15 protein-coding genes are annotated in these 19,845 nt (G+C 72.8%); 6 read left to right on the forward strand and 9 right to left on the reverse strand.

Translation table 11 applies throughout. From position 1 onward, the window contains the following. The 3 genes from ABZ318_RS07815 to ABZ318_RS07825 all read right to left on the reverse strand — a co-directional run. Positions 1-1,193, reverse strand: a 1,193-nt coding sequence (locus tag ABZ318_RS07815; RefSeq protein WP_356901619.1) for a protein kinase, incomplete at its 3' end; no start/stop codon positions are given. 148 nt (positions 1,194-1,341) lie between these two features. After that, on the reverse strand, positions 1,342-3,924 hold the full coding sequence (locus ABZ318_RS07820) for a protein kinase (RefSeq protein ID WP_356901620.1): 2,583 nt from the start codon (positions 3,922-3,924) through the stop codon (positions 1,342-1,344). Positions 3,925-4,112: 188 nt separating this feature from the next. Beyond that, positions 4,113-5,849 (reverse strand): glycerol-3-phosphate dehydrogenase/oxidase, encoded by a 1,737-nt coding sequence (locus ABZ318_RS07825; RefSeq protein WP_356901621.1) that lies wholly within the window; start codon positions 5,847-5,849, stop codon positions 4,113-4,115. 312 nt (positions 5,850-6,161) lie between these two features. Here ABZ318_RS07825 and ABZ318_RS07830 point away from each other — a divergent pair, with 312 nt between their 5' ends. Then, positions 6,162-7,403: a nucleotide sugar dehydrogenase gene (locus ABZ318_RS07830; RefSeq protein WP_356901622.1), complete on the forward strand. Its 1,242-nt coding sequence runs from the start codon at positions 6,162-6,164 to the stop codon at positions 7,401-7,403. 53 nt (positions 7,404-7,456) lie between these two features. Here ABZ318_RS07830 and ABZ318_RS07835 read toward each other — a convergent pair whose 3' ends face one another. From ABZ318_RS07835 to ABZ318_RS07850, 4 genes are all read right to left on the reverse strand, one after another. Beyond that, positions 7,457-8,581 carry a GuaB3 family IMP dehydrogenase-related protein gene (locus ABZ318_RS07835; protein WP_356901623.1) on the reverse strand — a complete coding sequence of 375 codons (1,125 nt, stop codon included), beginning with the start codon at positions 8,579-8,581 and terminating at the stop codon, positions 7,457-7,459. A gap of 106 nt (positions 8,582-8,687) precedes the next feature. Then, complete coding sequence (gene guaB, locus ABZ318_RS07840; protein WP_356901624.1) at positions 8,688-10,190, reverse strand: IMP dehydrogenase; 1,503 nt, start codon at positions 10,188-10,190, stop codon at positions 8,688-8,690. Between the two features lie 140 nt (positions 10,191-10,330). Beyond that, entirely contained in the window at positions 10,331-10,933 is a 603-nt protein-coding gene (locus ABZ318_RS07845) for a sigma-70 family RNA polymerase sigma factor (protein ID WP_030211429.1), read from the reverse strand. A gap of 243 nt (positions 10,934-11,176) precedes the next feature. Beyond that, positions 11,177-11,788, reverse strand: coding sequence for a response regulator transcription factor (locus tag ABZ318_RS07850; RefSeq protein ID WP_003948568.1), 612 nt, complete (start codon positions 11,786-11,788; stop codon positions 11,177-11,179). 433 nt (positions 11,789-12,221) lie between these two features. Here ABZ318_RS07850 and ABZ318_RS07855 point away from each other — a divergent pair, with 433 nt between their 5' ends. Beyond that, positions 12,222-12,578, forward strand: coding sequence for a WhiB family transcriptional regulator (locus ABZ318_RS07855; RefSeq protein WP_356901625.1), 357 nt, complete (start codon positions 12,222-12,224; stop codon positions 12,576-12,578). 112 nt (positions 12,579-12,690) lie between these two features. Here ABZ318_RS07855 and ABZ318_RS07860 read toward each other — a convergent pair whose 3' ends face one another. After that, positions 12,691-13,584, reverse strand: coding sequence for a LysR family transcriptional regulator (locus tag ABZ318_RS07860; RefSeq protein ID WP_356901626.1), 894 nt, complete (start codon positions 13,582-13,584; stop codon positions 12,691-12,693). Positions 13,585-13,664: 80 nt separating this feature from the next. Here ABZ318_RS07860 and ABZ318_RS07865 point away from each other — a divergent pair, with 80 nt between their 5' ends. Together ABZ318_RS07865 and ABZ318_RS07870 are read left to right on the forward strand one after the other, a co-directional pair. Next, positions 13,665-14,339, forward strand: a complete 675-nt coding sequence (locus ABZ318_RS07865) for an MOSC domain-containing protein (protein WP_356901627.1) — start codon at positions 13,665-13,667, stop codon at positions 14,337-14,339. A gap of 63 nt (positions 14,340-14,402) precedes the next feature. Next, positions 14,403-15,176, forward strand: coding sequence for an SDR family NAD(P)-dependent oxidoreductase (locus ABZ318_RS07870; RefSeq protein WP_356901628.1), 774 nt, complete (start codon positions 14,403-14,405; stop codon positions 15,174-15,176). Positions 15,177-15,187: 11 nt separating this feature from the next. Here ABZ318_RS07870 and ABZ318_RS07875 read toward each other — a convergent pair whose 3' ends face one another. Continuing rightward, positions 15,188-17,011, reverse strand: a complete 1,824-nt coding sequence (locus tag ABZ318_RS07875; RefSeq protein ID WP_356901629.1) for a DUF2264 domain-containing protein — start codon at positions 17,009-17,011, stop codon at positions 15,188-15,190. 244 nt (positions 17,012-17,255) lie between these two features. Here ABZ318_RS07875 and ABZ318_RS07880 point away from each other — a divergent pair, with 244 nt between their 5' ends. Further along, on the forward strand, positions 17,256-18,425 hold the full coding sequence (locus ABZ318_RS07880) for a substrate-binding domain-containing protein (protein ID WP_356901630.1): 1,170 nt from the start codon (positions 17,256-17,258) through the stop codon (positions 18,423-18,425). Positions 18,426-18,525: 100 nt separating this feature from the next. Next, entirely contained in the window at positions 18,526-19,842 is a 1,317-nt protein-coding gene (locus ABZ318_RS07885) for a sugar ABC transporter substrate-binding protein (RefSeq protein ID WP_356901631.1), read from the forward strand. The last annotated feature ends 3 nt before the right edge of the window (positions 19,843-19,845 follow it).

The following is a 19,845-nucleotide window of genomic DNA, read 5'->3' on the forward strand; positions in this document are numbered from 1 at the left end:
TCCTGCTCGCCGTCACGGGGACCTACCTGCTGCTCACCGCCCGCGGCCCCCGGGAGAGGAAGGCCGCCGGTGGCCGCTGACAAGAAGCCCCAGGGTCCGTCGGGGCCGTGACCGGTGCCGGTGCCGGTGCCGTCCGGGTACGGCTCGCCGTCGAACCCGTCGAACCCGTCGAACCCGTCGGCTTCTTCGCCCTCGTCGCCCTCGTCGCCCTCCTCGTACACCTCCACCTCGTACGCCCCGGAGCCGTACCCGTCGGACGCGTGCCCTTCGGAGCCGTACCCGTCGGAGTCGTACCCGTCCGTCTCGTGCGCCTCGGAGCCGTACCCTTCGGAGCCGTACCCGTCCGTCTCGTACGCCTCGGAGCCGTACCCTTCGGAGCCGTACCCGTCCGTCTCGTACGCCTCGGAGCCGTGCCCCTCCGTCCCGTACCCCTCGGAGTCGTACTCCTCCGCCCCGTACTCCTCAGGCGCGTACTCCTCAAGCGCGTACGGATCGGCGGTGTACGAATCGGCCGCGTAAGCGCCCTGTCCCGGCACCGTCGGCTCGTGTTCCTCGTGCTCGGGTGCCGGGGGCGGCGGTGCGAACTCGTCCGGTGGTTCCGGGGCCGTCGCGTAGCCGCAGAGGGCCTCCTCCGCGGCGCCCACCGCGAGGCCGCTGAGGACCACGCGGCCGTCGTCGCAGACGAGCACGGTGCGGGCGGTGATGTTCCGGTGCACCCAGCCGTGGGCGTGGAGGGCGCGCAGGGCGGTGAGGACGTCGGCGCCTATCTCGGCCGCGCGGTACGGGTTGAGGGGCCGCTCGGCGAGCAGCGCGGCCAGCGGCCTGGCCGCCACGCGCTCGCTCACTATCCACAGCGAGCCGGCCTCCGCGAAGACGTCGAAGACCTGGTCGAGTAACGGGTGGTCGGGGATCTGCGCGGCGGCCTGGGCGGCCTCGATGGCCCGGCGCACGACGGGTTCGGCCGGTCGGCGGGTGGCCCCGCCCGCGCCGCCGTGGGGACCGGCGGGGCCGCCCTGTCCGTCGAGCACCTCGGCGTCGACGAACTCCGGCAGCGGCACCTGGCGGACCAGGACCTCCTGCCCGCTGTACGTGTCGAAGGCGCGCGTCTCCACCGGGTCGTACGCGTCGGCGTCCGCCGGTGGCAGCGGCAGGCGGTAGCGGTCGGCGAGCACCCTTCCCGCGTAGTCGTCCACGACGCCTCCCCACGCGCGCACGATGTCCCCCGTGGACCCGCGGATCCCTCGGGATCACACGAGTCCGTCAGTTCCGGTCCGGCACCGCGCAGTTGTCGGCTCTGTTCGGCTGATTTCGGTCCGCGAACCTCACGATACGTGGCACCGGTCAGTCCTTGGGGCTGAACGTGGCGAACGCCGTCTCCCGCAGCGTCTTGCACTCCGCGCCGTTCCACTCGCCCGCCGCGCAGCTGATCATGATGGAGTAGCCGTGCGTGGCGTCCACCTTGAAGCCGCGGTTGAGCACGTGGACGCGGATGCCCTTCTGCGTGCGCTCGAACTCCCAGTCGGCGACGGTCGGGTAGCCCTTGTACGAGACGGGCCTGATGCCGAGGTGCTTGTAGTCCTGGCTGGTGGCGGCCACGCCGTACCTGGCCAGCTCCCAGGCGCTCGCCGCGTTGTCCTTCGGGCTGTCGTTGTAGTCGACCTGGACGCGCGGGAAGCCGCCGCTCTCGTTGTATATCCCGCCGAGGGCGTATCCCGGGATCGAGTGGAACGTGAAGGACGCCGGCATCGCCATCGAGAAGTGGAGCTGGTCGTTGGTGACGAGGGTGTAGCCGGCGGGCAGCTGCTTGCCCGCGTCGCCGCCGGGCTTCCCCGAGGGCGTCGTGCCGTTCTGGCCGTCCGTGGACCCCGTCGTGCCGTTCGTGCCCGTCGAGCCCGTGCTGCCGTTGGTTCCGGGCTGGACACCGCCCTGCTGGCCGGGGCCGCCCGAGGACTGGCCCTGGGCTCCGCCGGAACCGCCGGAACCGTCGGCGCCGCCGGAACCGTCGCCACCGGCCGTGGCGCCGGCCGAGGCCGTGGTGCCCCCGTCGCCCTTGCCCTGGTCGCCCTCGTCGCCCCCGCCGAGGGAGACCGCGAGGATCGTGCCGAGCACGGCGAGGACGGCGACCGCGGCGATGATCACCAGGGTGCGGCGCGGTACGACGTCGGTCAGCGGCGCGCGGGCGGGAGCGGGCTTGCCGCCGCCCCGCAGCGGCTCGGTCGCGAGCCTCGGGGCCGGCGTCGGCTCGGCCTTCACGGAGGCCGCCGCGTTCCGCACGGACTTCAGCGCGCCCCGCATCCGCTCCGCGGCCGCGTCGGGACCCTTCTCGGCCACCGGAGCCTGCTCGGGGCGCGGCGGCAGCGGTACGACGGTGGTGACCTCGGGCGAGGCCACGGGCGCCGGCTCGGGCGCGTCGAGGACGGCCCGCAGCAGGACCCGGGCACGGGCGTCGTCGAGCCGCTGCGCCGGGTCCTTGGCCAGCAGGCCGTAGATGACCTGCTCCAGCTCGGGGCCGGCGTTCTTCGGCGGGTCGACCGGCTCGGTCATCACGGCCGTGAGGGTGGCGATGGCGGAGCCCTTGTCGTACGGCGGGCTGCCCTCGACCGCCGCGTAGATGAGGCCGCCCAGCGACCACATGTCGGCGGCCGGGCCGGGCTTGTGGCCGCGGGCGCGCTCCGGGGAGATGTACGAGGGGGCGCCGACGAGCATGCCGGTGGAGGTGATCGAGGGGTCGCCCTCCACCTGGGCGATGCCGAAGTCGGTGAGGACGACCCGGCCGTCCTCGGCGATCAGGACGTTGGACGGCTTCACGTCGCGGTGCAGGATGCCCTCGCGGTGCGCCGAACGCAGCACGTCGAGGATGGCGAGGCCGACCTCGGCGGCACGCCGGGGCGTGAGCGTGCCGTCCTCGCGGATGGCGTCCGCGAGCGACTTGCCCTCGATGAGCTCCATGACGATCCACGGACGGTCGTCCTCGTCGACGACGTCGTACACGGTCACGGCGCCGTTGTTGCGGATCCGGGCGATGGCCTTCGCCTCGCGCAGGGTCCGGGTGATGAGGCGTCGCTTCTCGTCCTCGTCGATGCTCGTGGGGAAGCGGAGTTCCTTGACGGCGACGGTGCGGCCGAGGGTCTCGTCGACGGCGCGCCACACGGTGCCCATGCCGCCGCGCCCGAGGACCGCGCCGAGTCGGTAGCGGCCCGCGAGCAGCCGCCCCTCGCCGACCGGCGCCTTGCGGAACTTGTCGCCGCCGCGCGTGGTGGCCGGACCGGTCCGGCGGTCGCTCTCGCCGTCGCCGTCACCGGCCCCGAAACCGGCGCTCCCGGTCGAGGGCTCGGTGCCGCGCAGCCGCCCGCCCACGACGGCGTCGCCACCACCGGCCCCGGAACCCGTCGCACTCGGACCCGTCGCACCCGAAGTCGTCGAGCTCGAAGCCGCCGCACCCGAACCCGTCGCCCGTGCGGGCGGCGCGTCCTGAGGCTCCTTCACGTCCGCCCCGGCCTCCCGGGCCGCCGGAACCGCCGCGTCCGACGCGGACTTCACGGACTCCGCAGACTTCATGGACTTCACGGACTCCGCAGGCTTCGCGGGCGCCGCGGACTTCGCGAACTCCACGGACTTCTCGGACTTCCCGGACTCCGGAACCTCGGCGTCCCGCGCGGACCTCGCAGCCGCCGGGGACTTCCCGGACTCGGCGGATCCCGCCGGTCCCACGGCCTCCGCGGGCTTCGCGTCCTCGACGTCCCGCCCCGGCCCCCGCCCGCCTTCCGGGTCCTGCGCACCCCGGCTGACCTGCGCGTCTTCCATGTCTCGCTCCGACTCACGCGCGGCCGGAACCGCTCCTCGGTCGCCGTCGGTCGCGGCCCCCGCGGCGGCGTCCCGCCTGGGGTCCCTCGCCTTGTCCCGCGACTGCTCCGCCTCCGACATGCGTCCCCTCTGCGATCCCTGATCTTCGCCGCGTCTGCCGCTTCCCGCGCGATGCGGTAACCCGCCCTGGAAGAGAGGCCATTGTCTCTCACCTCGGGGCGGGTGGCGCCCCCGGGTCCGCACTCCGGAATACGACGCCTCCGCGTGCCCCGAGGTTCCCACCGGACGCGGACCCCCCGGACGTCCTGTCAGATGGGCACGATGTCCGGCGCCCCGAGCCGTGCGGCGTCCGCGGTCAGGTCGTCGGGCTGCCGCTGCGACTCCCGCTCCGCCTCCACCCGCTTCTCGTAGTGCTCGACCTCCTTCTCGATCTGGCGCTCGTCCCAGCCGAGGACCGGAGCCATCAGTTCCGCGCACTCGCGGGCGCTGAGCGTGCCCCGGTCGAAGGTCTCGATGGAGATCCTGGTCCGCCGGGTGAGGACGTCGTCGAGGTGGCGCGCGCCCTCGTGCGAGGCGGCGTAGACGATCTCGGCGCGCAGGTAGTCCTCGGCCGCCGCGAGCGGTTCGCCGAGGCTCGGGTCGGCCTCGACGAGGTCGAGGATCTCCTCCGTCAGGGAGCCGTAGCGGTTGAGGAGATGCTCGATCCTGACGACGTGCAGCCCGGTCCTCGCGGCGATTCTCGCCCGCGCGTTCCACAGGGCGCGGTAGCCCTCGGCGCCGAGGAGCGGGGTGTCCTCGGTGACGCAGGGGGCGACCCTTCCCCAGGCACTTCGTGCAGGGGACGCCCCGGGACCGAGGCCGTGCACCGCCTCGTCGACGGCGTCCTTCGCCATCACGCGGTACGTCGTGTACTTGCCGCCCGCGACGACCACGAGGCCGGGGACCGGGTGGGCGACGGTGTGCTCGCGGGAGAGCTTGCTGGTGGCGTCGGACTCGCCGGCGAGGAGGGGGCGCAGGCCGGCGTAGACGCCCTGGACGTCGTCCCGGGTGAGCGGGGTGGCGAGCACGGTGTTCACATGCTCCAGGAGGTAGTCGATGTCGGCGCTGGAGGCGGCGGGGTGCGCCTTGTCGAGGTCCCAGTCGGTGTCGGTGGTGCCGACGATCCAGTGGCGCCCCCAGGGGATGACGAAGAGCACGGACTTCTCGGTGCGCAGGATCAGTCCGGTGGTCGAGTGGATGCGGTCCTTGGGCACGACGAGGTGGATGCCCTTGGAGGCGCGGACGTGGAACTGGCCGCGCTCCCCGATGAGGGCCTGGGTGTCGTCCGTCCACACGCCGGTGGCGTTGACGATCTGCTTGGCCCGGATCTCGTACGCGATCCCGGCCTCCACGTCCTGGACGCGCGCGCCGACGACCCGCTCGCCCTCGCGGAGGAAGCCGGTGACGCGGGCTCGGCTGGCGGCCCTGGCGCCGTAGGAGGCGGCGGTGCGCACGAGGGTGGTGACGAAGCGGGCGTCGTCCATCTGGGCGTCGTAGTACTGCAGGGCGCCGACCAGGGCGTCCTTCTTCAGGCAGGGCGCGACGCGCAGGGCGCCGCGGCGGGAGAGGTGCCGGTGGGCGGGGAGTCCGCGGCCGTGGCCGGAGGAGAGCGACATCGCGTCGTACAGCGCGACTCCCGAGCCGGCGTAGAACCGCTCCCAGCCCTTGTGCCGGAGCGGGTAGAGGAAGGGGACCGGCTTCACCAGGTGGGGCGCGAGCCGCTCCAGGAGCAGTCCGCGCTCCTTGAGCGCCTCCCGCACGAGGGCGAAGTCCAGCATCTCCAGGTAGCGCAGGCCGCCGTGGATGAGCTTGCTGGACCTGCTGGAGGTGCCGGAGGCCCAGTCGCGGGCCTCCACGATGCCGGTGGAGAGCCCTCTGGTGACGGCGTCGAGGGCGGTCCCGGCGCCGACCACTCCGGCCCCGACGACCAGCACGTCCAGCTCTCGCTCGGCCATGGCCGCGAGCGCCTCGGCGCGCTCGGCGGGTCCCAGTGTCGCTGTCCTCACGCTGCTGCCTCCCGTCGTCCCCCGTCCGTCCCGCACGGGCTCCGTGCGCCGCCGCCCCTCTTCGCGGGCGGGACACGCACAAGCCGCGAACCGGGCCCGTGTGGTCCGGCTCACAGCTCGATTCTGGCCCGCTCCCGCGACTTCAGCCACCGCCTCGCCGCCGAGCTGTGGATAACACTCGGCGATCTTCGGCCTCACAATGCCGCGTATCGGTCATATTTACGCCTAGTCTGACATTGCGCTCGACCCGTTCTGTCCACCGGGCTTGCGCGTCGCGTCCCCTCCGGCTACTGGGAAGGACGGCCCACCCCCATGCCCGCTGACCTCGCCGTCATCGGCCTCGGCCACCACGGACTCCCCCTGGCCCAGGCCGCCACCGCCGCAGGCATCGACACCATCGGCTACGACACCGACCCCCGCCCCGCCGCCGAACTCGCCGCCGGCCGCTCCCCGGTCGACGGTTCCCTCACCGCCCCCGAGATCCGCCGGATGCTCTCGGGGAGCTTCCGGCCGACCACCGACCCCGCCGAGCTCGGCCGGGTCCGCACCGCCGTCCTCTGCGCCCCGACCCCCCTCGGCCCCGACCGGACGCTCGACCTCGCCGCCGTCACCGACGCCGCCCGCGCGCTCGCCGCCCGGCTGCGCCCGCACACCACCGTCCTCCTGGAGTCCCCGGTCCCCCCGGGCACCACCGAGGGCCTCCTCCGCGAGACCCTGGAGGCGGGCTCCGGCCTGCGCGCCGGACGCGACTTCCACCTCGCGTACTCGCCCGGTCGCCTCGACCCCGGCAGCCGCACCCACGGCTACGCCGGCACCCCCAAGGTCATCGGCGGCCTCACCCCGGCCTGCACCGAGTCCGCGGCGGCCTTCTACGGCCGGCTCACCGACAAGGTGGTACGCGCGCGTGGCCCCCGCGAGGCGGAGACGGTCAAGCTCCTGGAGACCAACTTCCGGCACGTCAACATCGCCCTCGTCAACGAGATGGCGGTCCTCTGCCACGAACTCGGCGTCGACCTGTGGGACGTCATCCGCTGCGCCGAGACCAAACCCTTCGGCTTCCAGGCCTTCCGCCCCGGCCCCGGCGTCGGCGGCCACGGCGTCCCCGTCGACACGGTCGGCGCCCACCGCCCGCTCCGCCTCGTCGAACTCGCCGGCCAGGTCAACGAGCGCATGCCGCAGTACGTCGTCCAGCGCGCCGCCACCCTCCTCAACGAGCACGGCAAGTCGGCCCGCGGTGCCCGGATCCTGCTCCTCGGCATCACGTACAAGCCCGACCTCCCCGACCGGCAGGGCTCCCCCGCCGACGAGATCGCCCGCCGCCTCATGGACCTGGGCGCCGCCGTCAGCTACCACGACCCCCACGTCCCCGACTGGCGCGTCCGCGACCTGCCCGTCCCCCGCGCGGACTCCCTCTACGAGGCCGCCGCCCACGCGGACCTGACGGTCCTCCTCCAGCACCACCGCACGTACGACCTGCAGGGCCTCTCGGTGAAGGCGCAGCTCCTCCTCGACACCCGCGGCGCCACCCCCGCCGGAGCGGCCCACCGGCTCTGAGGACGCCGAAAGGCCCCGCACCGAGACCGGTGCGGGGCCCAGGGGCGAAGACGTCAGCGCTTGTGCTGGGCGTCCGCGACCGTGACCTCGACGCGCTGGAACTCCTTGAGCTCGCTGTAGCCCGTGGTGGCCATCGCGCGGCGCAGGGCGCCGAAGAAGTTCATCGAGCCGTCCGGGGTGTGCGACGGGCCCGCGAGGATCTCCTCGGTGGTGCCGACGATGCCCAGGTCGACCAGCTTGCCGCGCGGCACGTCCTCGTGGACGGCCTCCATGCCCCAGTGGTGGCCCTTGCCGGGCGCGTCCGTGGCACGGGCCAGCGGGGAGCCGATCATCACGGCGTCGGCGCCGCAGGCGATCGCCTTCGGCAGGTCGCCGGACCAGCCCACGCCGCCGTCGGCGATGACGTGCACGTACCGGCCGCCGGACTCGTCCATGTAGTCGCGGCGGGCCGCGGCCACGTCGGCGACCGCGGTCGCCATCGGGACCTGGATGCCGAGGACGTTGCGGGTGGTGTGCGCGGCGCCGCCGCCGAAGCCGACCAGGACGCCGGCCGCGCCGGTGCGCATCAGGTGCAGGGCCGCGGTGTACGTGGCGCAGCCGCCGACGATGACCGGGACGTCCAGCTCGTAGATGAACTGCTTCAGGTTCAGCGGCTCGGCCGCGCCCGAGACGTGCTCGGCGGAGACCGTCGTGCCGCGGATGACGAAGATGTCCACGCCGGCGTCGACGACGGCCTTGGAGAACTGCGCGGTGCGCTGCGGGGAGAGCGCGGCGGCGGTGACGACACCGGAGTCGCGCACCTCCTTGATGCGCTGCCCGATCAGCTCTTCCTTGATCGGCGCGGCGTAGATCTCCTGCAGGCGGCGGGTCGCGGCCGCCTCGTCCAGCCCGGCGATCTCGTCGAGGAGCGGCTGCGGGTCCTCGTACCGGGTCCAGAGGCCCTCCAGGTTCAGCACGCCCAGGCCGCCCATCTCGCCGATGCGGATGGCGGTCTGCGGCGAGACGACCGAGTCCATCGGGGCGGCCAGGAACGGCAGCTCGAAGCGGTAGGCGTCGATCTGCCAGGCGATCGAGACCTCCTTCGGGTCCCGGGTGCGCCGGCTCGGCACGACGGCGATGTCGTCGAACGCGTACGCCCTGCGGCCGCGCTTGCCGCGCCCGATCTCGATCTCAGTCACGATGTGTGGCCTTTCCCTCTACGTCTGCGCCTACCAGTATCCCCGACACAAGCGTGAGGGGCGGCTCCGGCCACATGCCGGAACCGCCCCCACGCGTCGCGCTGTGTTACTTCCTGCTGTAGTTCGGCGCCTCGACCGTCATCTGGATGTCGTGCGGGTGGCTCTCCTTGAGGCCCGCCGACGTGATCCGGACGAAACGGCCGTTCGCCTGGAGCTCCGGCACCGTGCGCCCGCCGACGTAGAACATCGACTGGCGCAGGCCGCCCACCAGCTGGTGGACGACGGCCGCGAGCGGGCCGCGGTAGGGCACCTGGCCCTCGATGCCCTCGGGCACGAGCTTCTCGTCGGAGGCGACGCCCTCCTGGAAGTAGCGGTCCTTGGAGAAGGAGCGCTGCTCGCCGCGGGACTGCATGGCGCCGAGCGAGCCCATGCCGCGGTACGACTTGAACTGCTTGCCGTTGATGAAGAGCAGCTCGCCCGGGGACTCCTCGCAGCCCGCGAGCAGCGAGCCGAGCATCACCGTGTCGGCGCCGGCGACGAGGGCCTTCGCGATGTCGCCGGAGTACTGCAGACCGCCGTCGCCGATGACCGGGACGCCGGCCGCCTTGGCGGCGAGGGAGGCCTCGTAGATCGCGGTGACCTGCGGGACGCCGATGCCGGCGACCACGCGGGTGGTGCAGATGGAGCCCGGGCCGACACCGACCTTGATGCCGTCGACACCGGCGTCGATCAGCGCCTGGGCGCCGTCGCGGGTGGCGACGTTTCCGCCGATGACGTCGACCGAGGAGTTCGACTTGATCTTGGCGACCATGTCGCCGACCAGGCGGGAGTGGCCGTGCGCGGTGTCGACGACGATGAAGTCGACGCCCGCCTCGATCAGGGCCTGGGCGCGCTCGTACGCGTCACCGGCGACACCGACGGCGGCACCGACGATCAGCCGGCCTTCCTTGTCCTTGGCGGCGTTCGGGTACTTCTCGGCCTTGACGAAGTCCTTGACCGTGATGAGGCCCTTGAGGATGCCCGCCTCGTCGACCAGCGGCAGCTTCTCGATCTTGTGGCGGCGCAGCAGCTCCATGGCGTCCACGCCGGAGATGCCGACCTTGCCGGTGACCAGCGGCATCGGGGTCATGACCTCGCGCACCTGGCGGGCGCGGTCCGTCTCGAAGGCCATGTCGCGGTTGGTGACGATGCCGAGGAGCTTGCCGGCCGGGTCGGTCACGGGGACGCCGCTGATGCGGAACTTGGCGCAGATCGCGTCGGCCTCGGCGAGCGTGGCGTCCGGGTGGACCGTGATCGGGTCGGTGACCATGCCGGACTCGGACCGCTTCACCAGGTCGACCTGGTTGGCCTGGTCGGCGATGGAGAGGTTGCGGTGCAGCACACCGACACCGCCCTGTCGTGCCATGGCGATCGCCATGCGGGACTCGGTGACCTTGTCCATCGCGGCGGAGAGCAGCGGGATGTTCACCCGCACGTTCTTCGAGATGTACGAGGCGGTGTCGATCTGGTCGGGCGCCATGTCGGACGCGCCGGGCAGCAGCAGCACGTCGTCGTAGGTCAGCCCGAGTGTCGCGAATTTCTCGGGCACTCCGTCGACGTTGGCAGTCATGACACCTTCCCAAATGGCCTTGATCGGTGCGGGATGTCCATGCTAACGGCCTGGAGCGGTGTCTCATTCCACGATCAAGATCAGCGGGCAGCTTTGGACGTTCGCACGTGTACGAAAGGGACGGCCGCGCCCGGCAAGGCTTACTGCTCGGCCAGTGCGCGCAGCCGGCTGAGGGCACGGTGCTGCGCGACCCGGACGGCGCCCGGGGACATGCCGAGCATCTGGCCGGTCTCCTCGGCGGTCAGTCCGACCGCCACCCGCAGCACGAGCAGTTCGCGCTGGTTCTCCGGGAGGTTGGCGAGCAGCTTCTTGGCCCACTCCGCGTCGTCGCTGAGCAGGGCCCGCTCCTCGGGGCCGAGGGAGTCGTCGGGTCGCTCGGGCATCTCGTCGGAGGGCACGGCGGTGGACCCCGGGTGCCGCATGGCGGCCCGCTGGAGGTCGGCGACCTTGTGCCCGGCGATGGCGAAGACGAAGGCCTCGAAGGGCCTGCCCGTGTCCTTGTAGCGCGGCAGCGCCATCAGGACGGCGACGCAGACCTCCTGGGCGAGGTCCTCGACGAAGTGCCGGGCGTCGCCCGGCAGCCGGTTGAGGCGGGTGCGGCAGTACCGCAGCGCGAGCGGGTGGACGCGCGCGAGCAGGTCGTGGGTGGCCTGCGCGTCGCCGTCGACCGCGCGGTGCACGAGCGCGCCGATCTCCCCCTGCCCGGCAGGCATGGGGGAACCCACGGTCTCGTCGTCGCGCATCGCTCCATGGTGCCCCGACGCCTCTCGGTTCGCGGCACCGTGTCCGTAGTTGTGCACCGAAGCGTTATGAGCAGGTGCGCCGGCACTCATCTCCCGCGCCCTCCCCTCCCGCTCGATCGACTCGTCCCCGAGGAACTCCACATCTCAAGGATGCGGCATTCCGCGGGGAAGTGACACAAGCCCACCCCGTCCACCCCACGACGGACGCGGGCGAGGACGGGGAGACAGCAGGTGACCTGCGATTCAGCGAACCAGGCCCCAGCGGAATCCGAGCGCGACGGCATGGGCCCGGTCGGAGGCGCCGAGCTTCTTGAAGAGGCGCCTGGCGTGCGTCTTGACCGTGTCCTCGGAGAGGAAGAGCTCGCGCCCGATCTCCGCGTTGGACCGGCCGTGGCTCATGCCCTCGAGGACCTGGATCTCGCGCGCGGTGAGGGTGGGCGCGGCGCCCATCTCGGCCGAACGGAGGCGGCGGGGGGCGAGCCGCCAGGTCGGGTCGGCGAGCGCCTGGGTGACCGTGGCCCGCAGCTCGGCGCGCGAGGCGTCCTTGTGCAGATAGCCGCGGGCGCCCGCGGCGACGGCGAGCGCGACGCCGTCGAGGTCCTCGGCGACCGTGAGCATGATGATGCGGGCGCCGGGGTCCGCGGAGAGCAGCCGGCGGACGGTCTCCACGCCGCCCAGGCCGGGCATGCGCACGTCCATCAGAATCAGGTCCGAGCGGTCCGCGCCCCAGCGGCGGAGGACTTCCTCGCCGTTGGCCGCGGTGGTCACGCGCTCGACGCCGGGCACGGTCGCGACCGCGCGGCGGAGCGCCTCTCGGGCAAGCGGGGAGTCGTCGCAGACGAGGACGGATGTCATGCCTGACCTCCGTGGCTCTCGCAGCTGTTGCGCGTCACCTTGAGCCTCCAGGGCTGTACGTATCGTCACCTGTGCGGTTGACGCTCTCGGACATGTGCCCGATCGCTTGTTCCTTCAACCGCCTCCGCACTCTCAACGACGGTCACTCGAAAGAGTTACGGGTCGGACGGCGTCTTCGGCACTCTACGTGAGGGAGCGTGCGCGGAGGAGAGCGGCGCGGCCCGTTCGCCCAAACATCGCAAGCTCTGCCCCATTTGGCGGGTTTTCTTCCCTTTTCGCGGTGTCTGTGACTAGATTCGCAATGAGTCATATTTACATCTACTTCGACAGTAGGTGTATCGCCCGGACCTGTCGGGGAAGACGAGGAACCCCGGCCATCAGCCATCCACCCGCCCACCTATCCGTTCGACACGGTTTCAAGGGGACAAGCGCAATGGCAGATTTCTCCCGCCTTCCCGGACCCAACGCCGATCTGTGGGACTGGCAACTCCTCGCGGCCTGCCGCGGGGTCGACAGCTCCCTGTTCTTCCACCCCGAGGGAGAGCGCGGCGCGGCACGGAGTGCGCGTGAGAACTCGGCGAAAGAGGTCTGCATGCGGTGCCCGGTGCGCGCGGAGTGCGCGGCACACGCACTCGCCGTGCGGGAGCCCTACGGCGTATGGGGCGGCCTCACCGAGGACGAACGCGAAGAACTCATGGGACGCGCGCGCAATCGCCTGATCACGACGGCACCGGCCTCCGCGTCCGGCGCGTCCGCGACATCCATGACATCGCTCGGGGAACGTATGTGAAGGAACGTTTCTCTATTGCGCAGAGCGCCAGTTGGACGATGAACGGACCCACGCGCCCGCGTACGCCGTGAAGTCGGCCGCGCGCGCGGCGGCGCGGACCGGTCCGGCTCGGCTACGCCCGCTTGGCGGCGCGGATCAGCTCGTCGAGCGTGGCGGCGACGGCCGGCACCTGCGCGAGGTCCGGCAGCGTCAGGGCCACGATCTCCCGCTCCACGGCCGGCTCCACGGCCACGGTCCGCGCCCCCTTGGGACGTACGGACTCGATGGCCAGCTCCGGCAGGACCGCCACGCCCAGGCCGGCGCCGACCAGGCCCACCACGGCCGGATAGTCGTCGGTGGCGAAGTCGATGCGGGGGGTGAAGCCCGCGTCCTCGCAGACGTCCACGAGCTGGCGGCGGCAGCGCGGACAGCCCGCGATCCAGGACTCGTCCGCGAGCTCCGCGATGCCGACCGCTCCGGCCCCGGCGAGCCGGTGCCCCTCCGGCACCAGGCCGACGAGCCGGTCGGCGAGGAGCGGGCGGACCACCAGGTCGTCCCACTCGGCCTGCCCGGCCCCGTACCGGAACGCGAGGGCGATGTCGCAGTCGCCCTCGCGGAGCATCTCGATCGAGCGCGGCGGTTCGGCCTCGACGAGGGAGACCCGGGTGCCGGGGTGCGCGGCCCGCAGCGCGGCGAGGGCGGTGGGCACGAGGGTGGAGCTGCCGCTCGGGAAGGAGACCAGGCGGACCCGGCCCGCCCGGAGCCCGGCGATGGCGGCGACCTCCTCCTCGGCCGCGGTGAGCCCGGCGAGGATGCCGGAGGCGTGGCGGACCAGGACCTCGCCGGCCTGGGTGAGGCGCATCTCGCGTCCGGTGCGGATCAGCAGCGGCGTGCCGGCGGAGGTTTCGAGCGCCTTCATCTGCTGGCTGACGGCGGGCTGGGTGCAGCCGAGTTCGCGCGCGGCGGCCGAGAAGGAGCCGGTGGCGGCGACGGCGCGCAGGACGCGGAGGTGGCGGGCCTCGATCATGCGTCCAGCATAAGCGACTCTTGGGTGAAGAAGCCTATTCTCGCGGGCGCCTTTGAGATCGCCGCCCTTACAGTGCCCGCATGACCTTGCTGAGTGTGAATGTGGGCCGCGCCAGGCCCGTGGAGTACACGGACGCCGCCTCGGGGATGACGGGCATCGACAAGCGTCCGGTGGAGGGGCCCGTGCGGATCGAGGCGCCGGGGGCGCCCGGCGTCGGGGCGAGCGGGGTCGCCGGGGACGCGGTCTGCGACCTGCGCTTCCACGGCGGCGACGACCGGGCGGCGTACGCCTTCGCCCGGGAGGACATGGACCTGTGGGAGCGGGAGCTCGGCCGCGAACTGGCCAACGGCTCCTTCGGCGAGAACCTCACCACCCGCGGCCTCGACGTGAACGGGGCCCTGATCGGCGAGCGGTGGCGGATCGGCGAGGAGGTGGTCCTGGAGGTGACCGGCGGCCGCATCCCGTGCCGTACGTTCGGGGGCTTCCTCGGGGAGGAGGGCTGGGTGAAGCGGTTCACGCAGGCGCAGGCCGGTCCCGGCGCGCTGCTGCGGGTGATCGTGCCGGGCGAGGTGCGGGCCGGCGACCCGATCACGGTGCTGCACCGGCCGGACCACGACATCACCGTGGCGCTCCTGCACCGCGCCGCGACCACCGAACGCGCCCTGCTGCCCACCACGTTGGCCGCCGCCGAGTGGATGGAGTCCGGACTCCTCGCGCTCGCCCGCCGGTACACGGAGAAGTACGCCACGGCCTAGGGCCTGTCCACAGGGGTTCCGCGAGCCCGGCTCGGTCCGGAGGACAGGCACTAGGTTGCCCGTATGACGACTGCACTGATTACGGGCTCCACCGCGGGCATCGGGGCCGCTTTCGCACGGAGGCTGGCGGCGGACGGCCATGACGTCGTGCTCGTGGCCAGGGACCTGAAGCGGCTCCGGGAGCAGGCGACCGAGCTGCACGACCGGCACGGCGTCGAGGCCGAGGTGCTCGCGGCGGACCTCTCCGAGGAGGACGGGATCGCCGCCGTCGAGGCCCGGCTGTCGGACCGGAAGCAGCCGGTGGACATGCTGGTGAACAACGCCGGCTTCGGCAACAAGGGCCGCTTCCTCGAGGTCTCCATGGCCGACGAGCTGAAGATGCTGACGGTGCACTGCGAGGCCGTGCTGCGGCTGACCTCGGCCGCCGCCGCCTCGATGAAGGACCGCCGCCGGGGCGCCGTGGTGAACGTCGCCTCGGTGGCGGCCTTCGTGCCCCGCGGCACCTACGGCGCCTCGAAGGCCTGGGTCGTGCAGTTCACGCAGGGCGCGGCGCGGGACCTCGCGGGCAGCGGGGTACGGCTGATGGCGCTCTGCCCCGGCTTCGTACGGACCGAGTTCCACGAGCGGGCCGGGATGGGCACGGACAACATCCCGGGCTGGATGTGGCTCGACGCGGACAAGCTGGTGGCCGCGGCGCTCACCGACCTGGAGCGGGGGAAGACGCTGTCGATCCCGGACCCCCGCTACAAGGCCCTCATGGGTGTGGTGAAGCTGGCGCCGCGCGGCCTGCTCGGCGGGGTCTCCTCCAAGGCGGGCCGCAAGTACGGCCCGCAGTAGCCGTCCGGCCGTCAGTTCGCGCCCGCTCCCTCGTACGTGCTGATGTCCAGGTGCGCGGTGGTGCCGTCCGGCCAGGTCACGTGGAGGGTGTGGGGGTCGGCGACCCGGACGTTCGCGAGGGTGGAGGCGGGGGCGGGGGCGGGCTCGGCGGTGAGGGAGGCGAGGGCGACGAAGAGCGTGGTCGGGCCGCTCGTGGTGCCGTGCAGGGCGAGGGTGCGGCTGCCGGGGCCCTGAAGGGTCTCCCCGGTGGGGAGTTCCACGACGTCCGGCCGGTAGCCGTGGACCGGGTGGAGCTGGGCGTGCGGGCCGTCGGGGGTGACGGCCCAGCCGGTCTGCCGTACGGGGGTCCCCTCCGGGGCGCCGAGGACGAGGTGGGCGCGGAGCTCGGCGCGGCCGTGGACGAGGGTCGCGGAGAGGACCCGGACGCCGGGCAGCGGGTGGTGGAGGGAGGCGGCCCGGTCGGGGCCGGTGCCGGCCGGGACGGCGGGGCCGCGGGTGGTGGCCTTCCCGTCGACGATCAGGGCGAAGTGGTTGTCGGCGGGGGCGGGCCCGGTGGTGGGTCCCGTACGGGTGGAGTAGGCGTGGCGGGCGTAGCCGGGGTCGTCCTCCTCGCCGGGTGCGCTGTGGACGTGGTTGCTGCCGTGGTTGTGGAGGCGTACGAGCCCGTCGGCGGCGGTGGTCTGGACGAGCAGCCCGGTGGGGGCGAAGGCGCGGACGGTGTCGGCGCGTTCGGCGGGCAGGGGTTCCTCGGGGTCGGTCCAGGCGGGGTGGCCGGCGGGCAGGAGGAGGCCGAGGAATCCCTTGGACGCCCAGTAGGGGGAGCCGGGGCCCGAGTACTCCTGGACGAGCGGCGGGTACGGGCCGTGCCAGCCGAGGCCGAGCAGTCCGCGCTCGTCGGTGGCGCCGCGGTCGAGGAAGTACCGCAGGGTGCCGGAGGCGAGGCGGCGGGTGGCGCCGGGGGTGAGCGGGGTGTGGCCGGTGAGGGCGCCGAGCCAGGGGGCGGCGGCCGCGGCGAAGCGGTAGATCAGGGACCGCCCGTACGGGACGGGGGCGCCGTTCGCGTCGAAGAGGTGGACGTACGCGTCGAGGTGGGCCCGCAGCCGGGGCCCGTACCGGTCGAGGAGCTCCCGGTCGCCGGCGAGGTGGGCGTGGAGGACGGGGTAGAAGTGCAGGGCCCAGGCGTTGTAGTGGTCGAAGGCGCGGTTGTCGCCGTCGCTGTACCAGCCGTCGCCGAGGTACCAGTCCTCGATGCGGGCGAGGGAGCGGTCGACGGTGGCGGCGGCGCGGTCGGTCTCGATGCCGGCGTCCTGGAGGAAGCCGGCGACGGTGAGGCCGAAGAGCCACCAGTTGTTGTCGACGGGGGACGGTTCGAGGGCGGGGAGGAGCCAGTCGACGGCCCGTTGCCGGGTGCGGTCGTCGAGGCGGTCCCAGAGCCAGGGGCGGGTGAGGCGGAGGCCGAGGGCGATCGAGGCGGATTCGACGATCGCCTGGCGGGTGTCGGCCATCAGGGGCCAGGAGTCCTGGTCGTCCCGGCCCGGCTTCTCGGTGCCGGCGGCGAGTCCCGCGGCGTACCGGTCGAGGTGGCCGTGGGGGTCCCCGCCGTGGGCGCCCGCGACGCGGAGGGCGGCGAGGAGGAAGGTGCGGGCCCAGCCCTCCAGGCCGTCGGAGCGGGGGCCGGACCAGCTGGGGCGGGGGCCGGGGAGGTCGATGAGGCCGTGGCCGGGGGAGGTGAACGGGCGTACGTCCAGGAGGAGTCGGTCGGCCGTGGCCTCCCAGTGGGCACGGGTCCAGCCGGTGTACGGGCTGAGCCCACGGTTCTCGGGCGGCGTGGGCATGATGCTCCCTGGGGCTCCCTGCGATGACCTCTGCGTCGCCGGGAATCCTGAACAGACTCCGATCGAACGTCAAGAGAATCGGAGCGAATGATCGAAACTCCTGTCGTTCGATCATTTCTGGGTTAGGGTGACCCACCCGGGGTCGACGCACCACTGGAGCCGACGCACTGGAGCCGACGCGCCACTGGAACCGACGCACCACCGGGGTCCACGGACCACCACCACCGCGAGGGGGAACCGCGCCGTGCGCGAGAGTGCTGCCGAACGACACGACCGACTGCTGGCCCTGGTGCGCGAACGCGGCACCGCCCGCGTCTCCGAACTGGCCGAGCGTCTCGGGGTCTCCCCCGTCACCGCCCGCCGCGACGTCGAGGTCCTGGCCGGCCGGGGCCTGCTCGACCGGGTGCACGGCCAGGTCTCCTGGCCCCAGCGGCAGGGCGCCCCCGGCGGCGGACGCCCCGGCGAGGGCCTGGTCCTCGGCCTGCTCGCCCCCTCCGCCACGTACTACTTCGCCGAGGTCATCCGGGGGGCGCACGAGGCGGCGGCCCGCGCCGGGGCGCGGCTCGTGCTGCGGATCTCCGACTACCGGCCGGAGGAGGACCGCGCCCGCACCGAGGGCCTCCTCGCGGCCGGCGCCGAGGGCGTCCTCGTCGCGCCCGGCTGGCGGGGGCCCGAGGACCGGCTCGCGTACGGGGACTGGCTGGCCGAACTGCCCGTGCCGACCGTGCTCCTGGAGCGCCGCGCCGAGCCCGGCAGCCCGCTCGACGGCCTGGACCGGGTCTCCTCCGACCACGCCCACGGCGTGCTGCTCGCCCTGCGCCATCTGCTCTCGCTCGGCCACGCGACCCCGCTGCTCGTGGCCCGCCGGGACTCCCCGACCGCGCTCGCGGTGCGCGCGGGCTACGCCGAGGCGCTGGGGACGCTGGGCCTGAAGGAGCCGCGCCCGGTCATCGACTCCGTACCGGCCGAGGCGGACCCGGAGGGCTTCGAGCGGGCGGTGCGGGCGCTGCACGAGGCCGTCGGTTCGGGTCTGGCGAGCGCGGCCCTGGTCCACAACGACGTGGACGCGATCGAGATCGTGCAGCGCCTGGCCGTGCTGGGCGTGCGGGTGCCGCAGGACCTGGCCCTGATCGCGTACGACGACGAGGTCGCCGCCCTCGCCGACACCCCGCTGACGGCGGTCGCGCCGCCGAAGCGGCAGGTGGGGCGGCACGCCACGGAGCTGCTCGTGGAGCGGCTCACCGAGGGGTCCGAGGAGGAGGCCGCGCGGCGGCATCTGAGCCTGCTGCCGTGGCTGCGGGTGCGGGACTCGTGCGGGGCGCGCTCCACCGGGGGCTCAGCAGGCCGTTCCGAGGGCCATTCCGAGGGCGGCTCCGCGGGCCGTTCCGAGGGCGGCTCCGCACTTTCGATCTGATCTTTTTTCGATCAATCAATCTTTCGCTCTTGACTTCGGTCATGAACGGTCACAGGATCACGGCCACAACCTCCAGCCGCCCGCCCTCAGGAGCCGTGCCGTGACCCGTACTTGGAGCAGAACGTCCCGTGTCATAGCCGGCACCGCCACCGCCCTGGCCGTCCTCACGGCCTGCGGCGGCGGCGGTGACGACACCGCAAGCAAGCCGAACGGGCCCGTGACCATCACCTTCTGGGGCTGGGCCAAGGGCTCCAAGGACGTCGTGGACGCCTTCAACGCCTCCCACACCGACATCCAGGTGAAGTTCGAGGAGATCCCCTCCGGCACCGCCGGCGGCTACGCCAAGATCTCCAACGCCGTGAAGGCGGGCAACGCCCCCGACCTGGTCTCCATCGAGTACTCCTCGCTCCCCGAGTTCGTGAGCTCCGGCGCCCTCCAGGACATCGGCGACCAGTTCACCGAGGCCGACCGCGCCAAGCTCCTCCCGCAGTCCGTCGAACTCACCACCCTCGGCGGGAAGTCCTGGGCCGTCCCCTTCGACGCCGCCCCGCAGGCCTTCTTCTACCGCAAGGACCTCTTCGCCGAGTACAAGCTCCAGGTCCCCACCACCTGGGACGCCTTCAAGAAGGCCGCCGAGCAGGTCAAGAAGGCCGACGCCAAGGCCCGCATCGCGACCTTCTTCCCCGACGACCCCACCACCTTCGAGGCCATGGCCTGGCAGGCCGGCGCCCAGTGGTTCAAGGCCGAGAACGACACCTGGAAGATCGACACCACCGACCCGGCCACCACCAAGGTCACCACCTACTGGCAGGGGCTCCTCGACGCCGACCTCGTCCACAAGGACGCCTCCTTCAGCCCCGAATGGGTCGGCTCCCTCAAGAACGGCACCACCATCGGCTACCTCGGCGCCTCCTGGGGAGCGGGCGTCCTCAAGGGCAACGTCCCCGAGCTGAGCGGCAAGTGGGCCGTCGCCCCCATCCCCACCTGGGACGGAAAGCCCGCCAGCGGCATGCTCGGCGGCACCTCCTTCGCCGTCACCAAGGACAGCAGGCAGAAGGCCGCCGCCGTCACCTTCGCCGAATGGATGTCGACCACCGAGGAGGGCGTGAAGGCCCGGATCGCCTCCGGCACCTCCTCCGCCTTCCCCGCCGCCGCGGCCCTGCGCCCGGTCGCCAAGAAGGCCTTCGACGCCGGCTACTACGGCGGCCAGGACATCTACGCCCTCTTCGAGTCCGCCGGCGCCTCCATCAACCCCAACTGGTCCTGGGGCCCGACCACCGGCACCACCAACACCGCGATCAAGGACAGGTTCGGCAAGATCGCCCAGGGCGGCCCGTCCATCGCCGACGCCGTCAAGGCCGGCCACGACGCCACCGTCGCCGAACTCACCAAGCGCGGCCTGAAGGTCGAGGGCTGACCG

The organism is Streptomyces sp. NPDC006197 (assembly GCF_040613865.1).
Classification (GTDB): domain Bacteria; phylum Actinomycetota; class Actinomycetes; order Streptomycetales; family Streptomycetaceae; genus Streptomyces.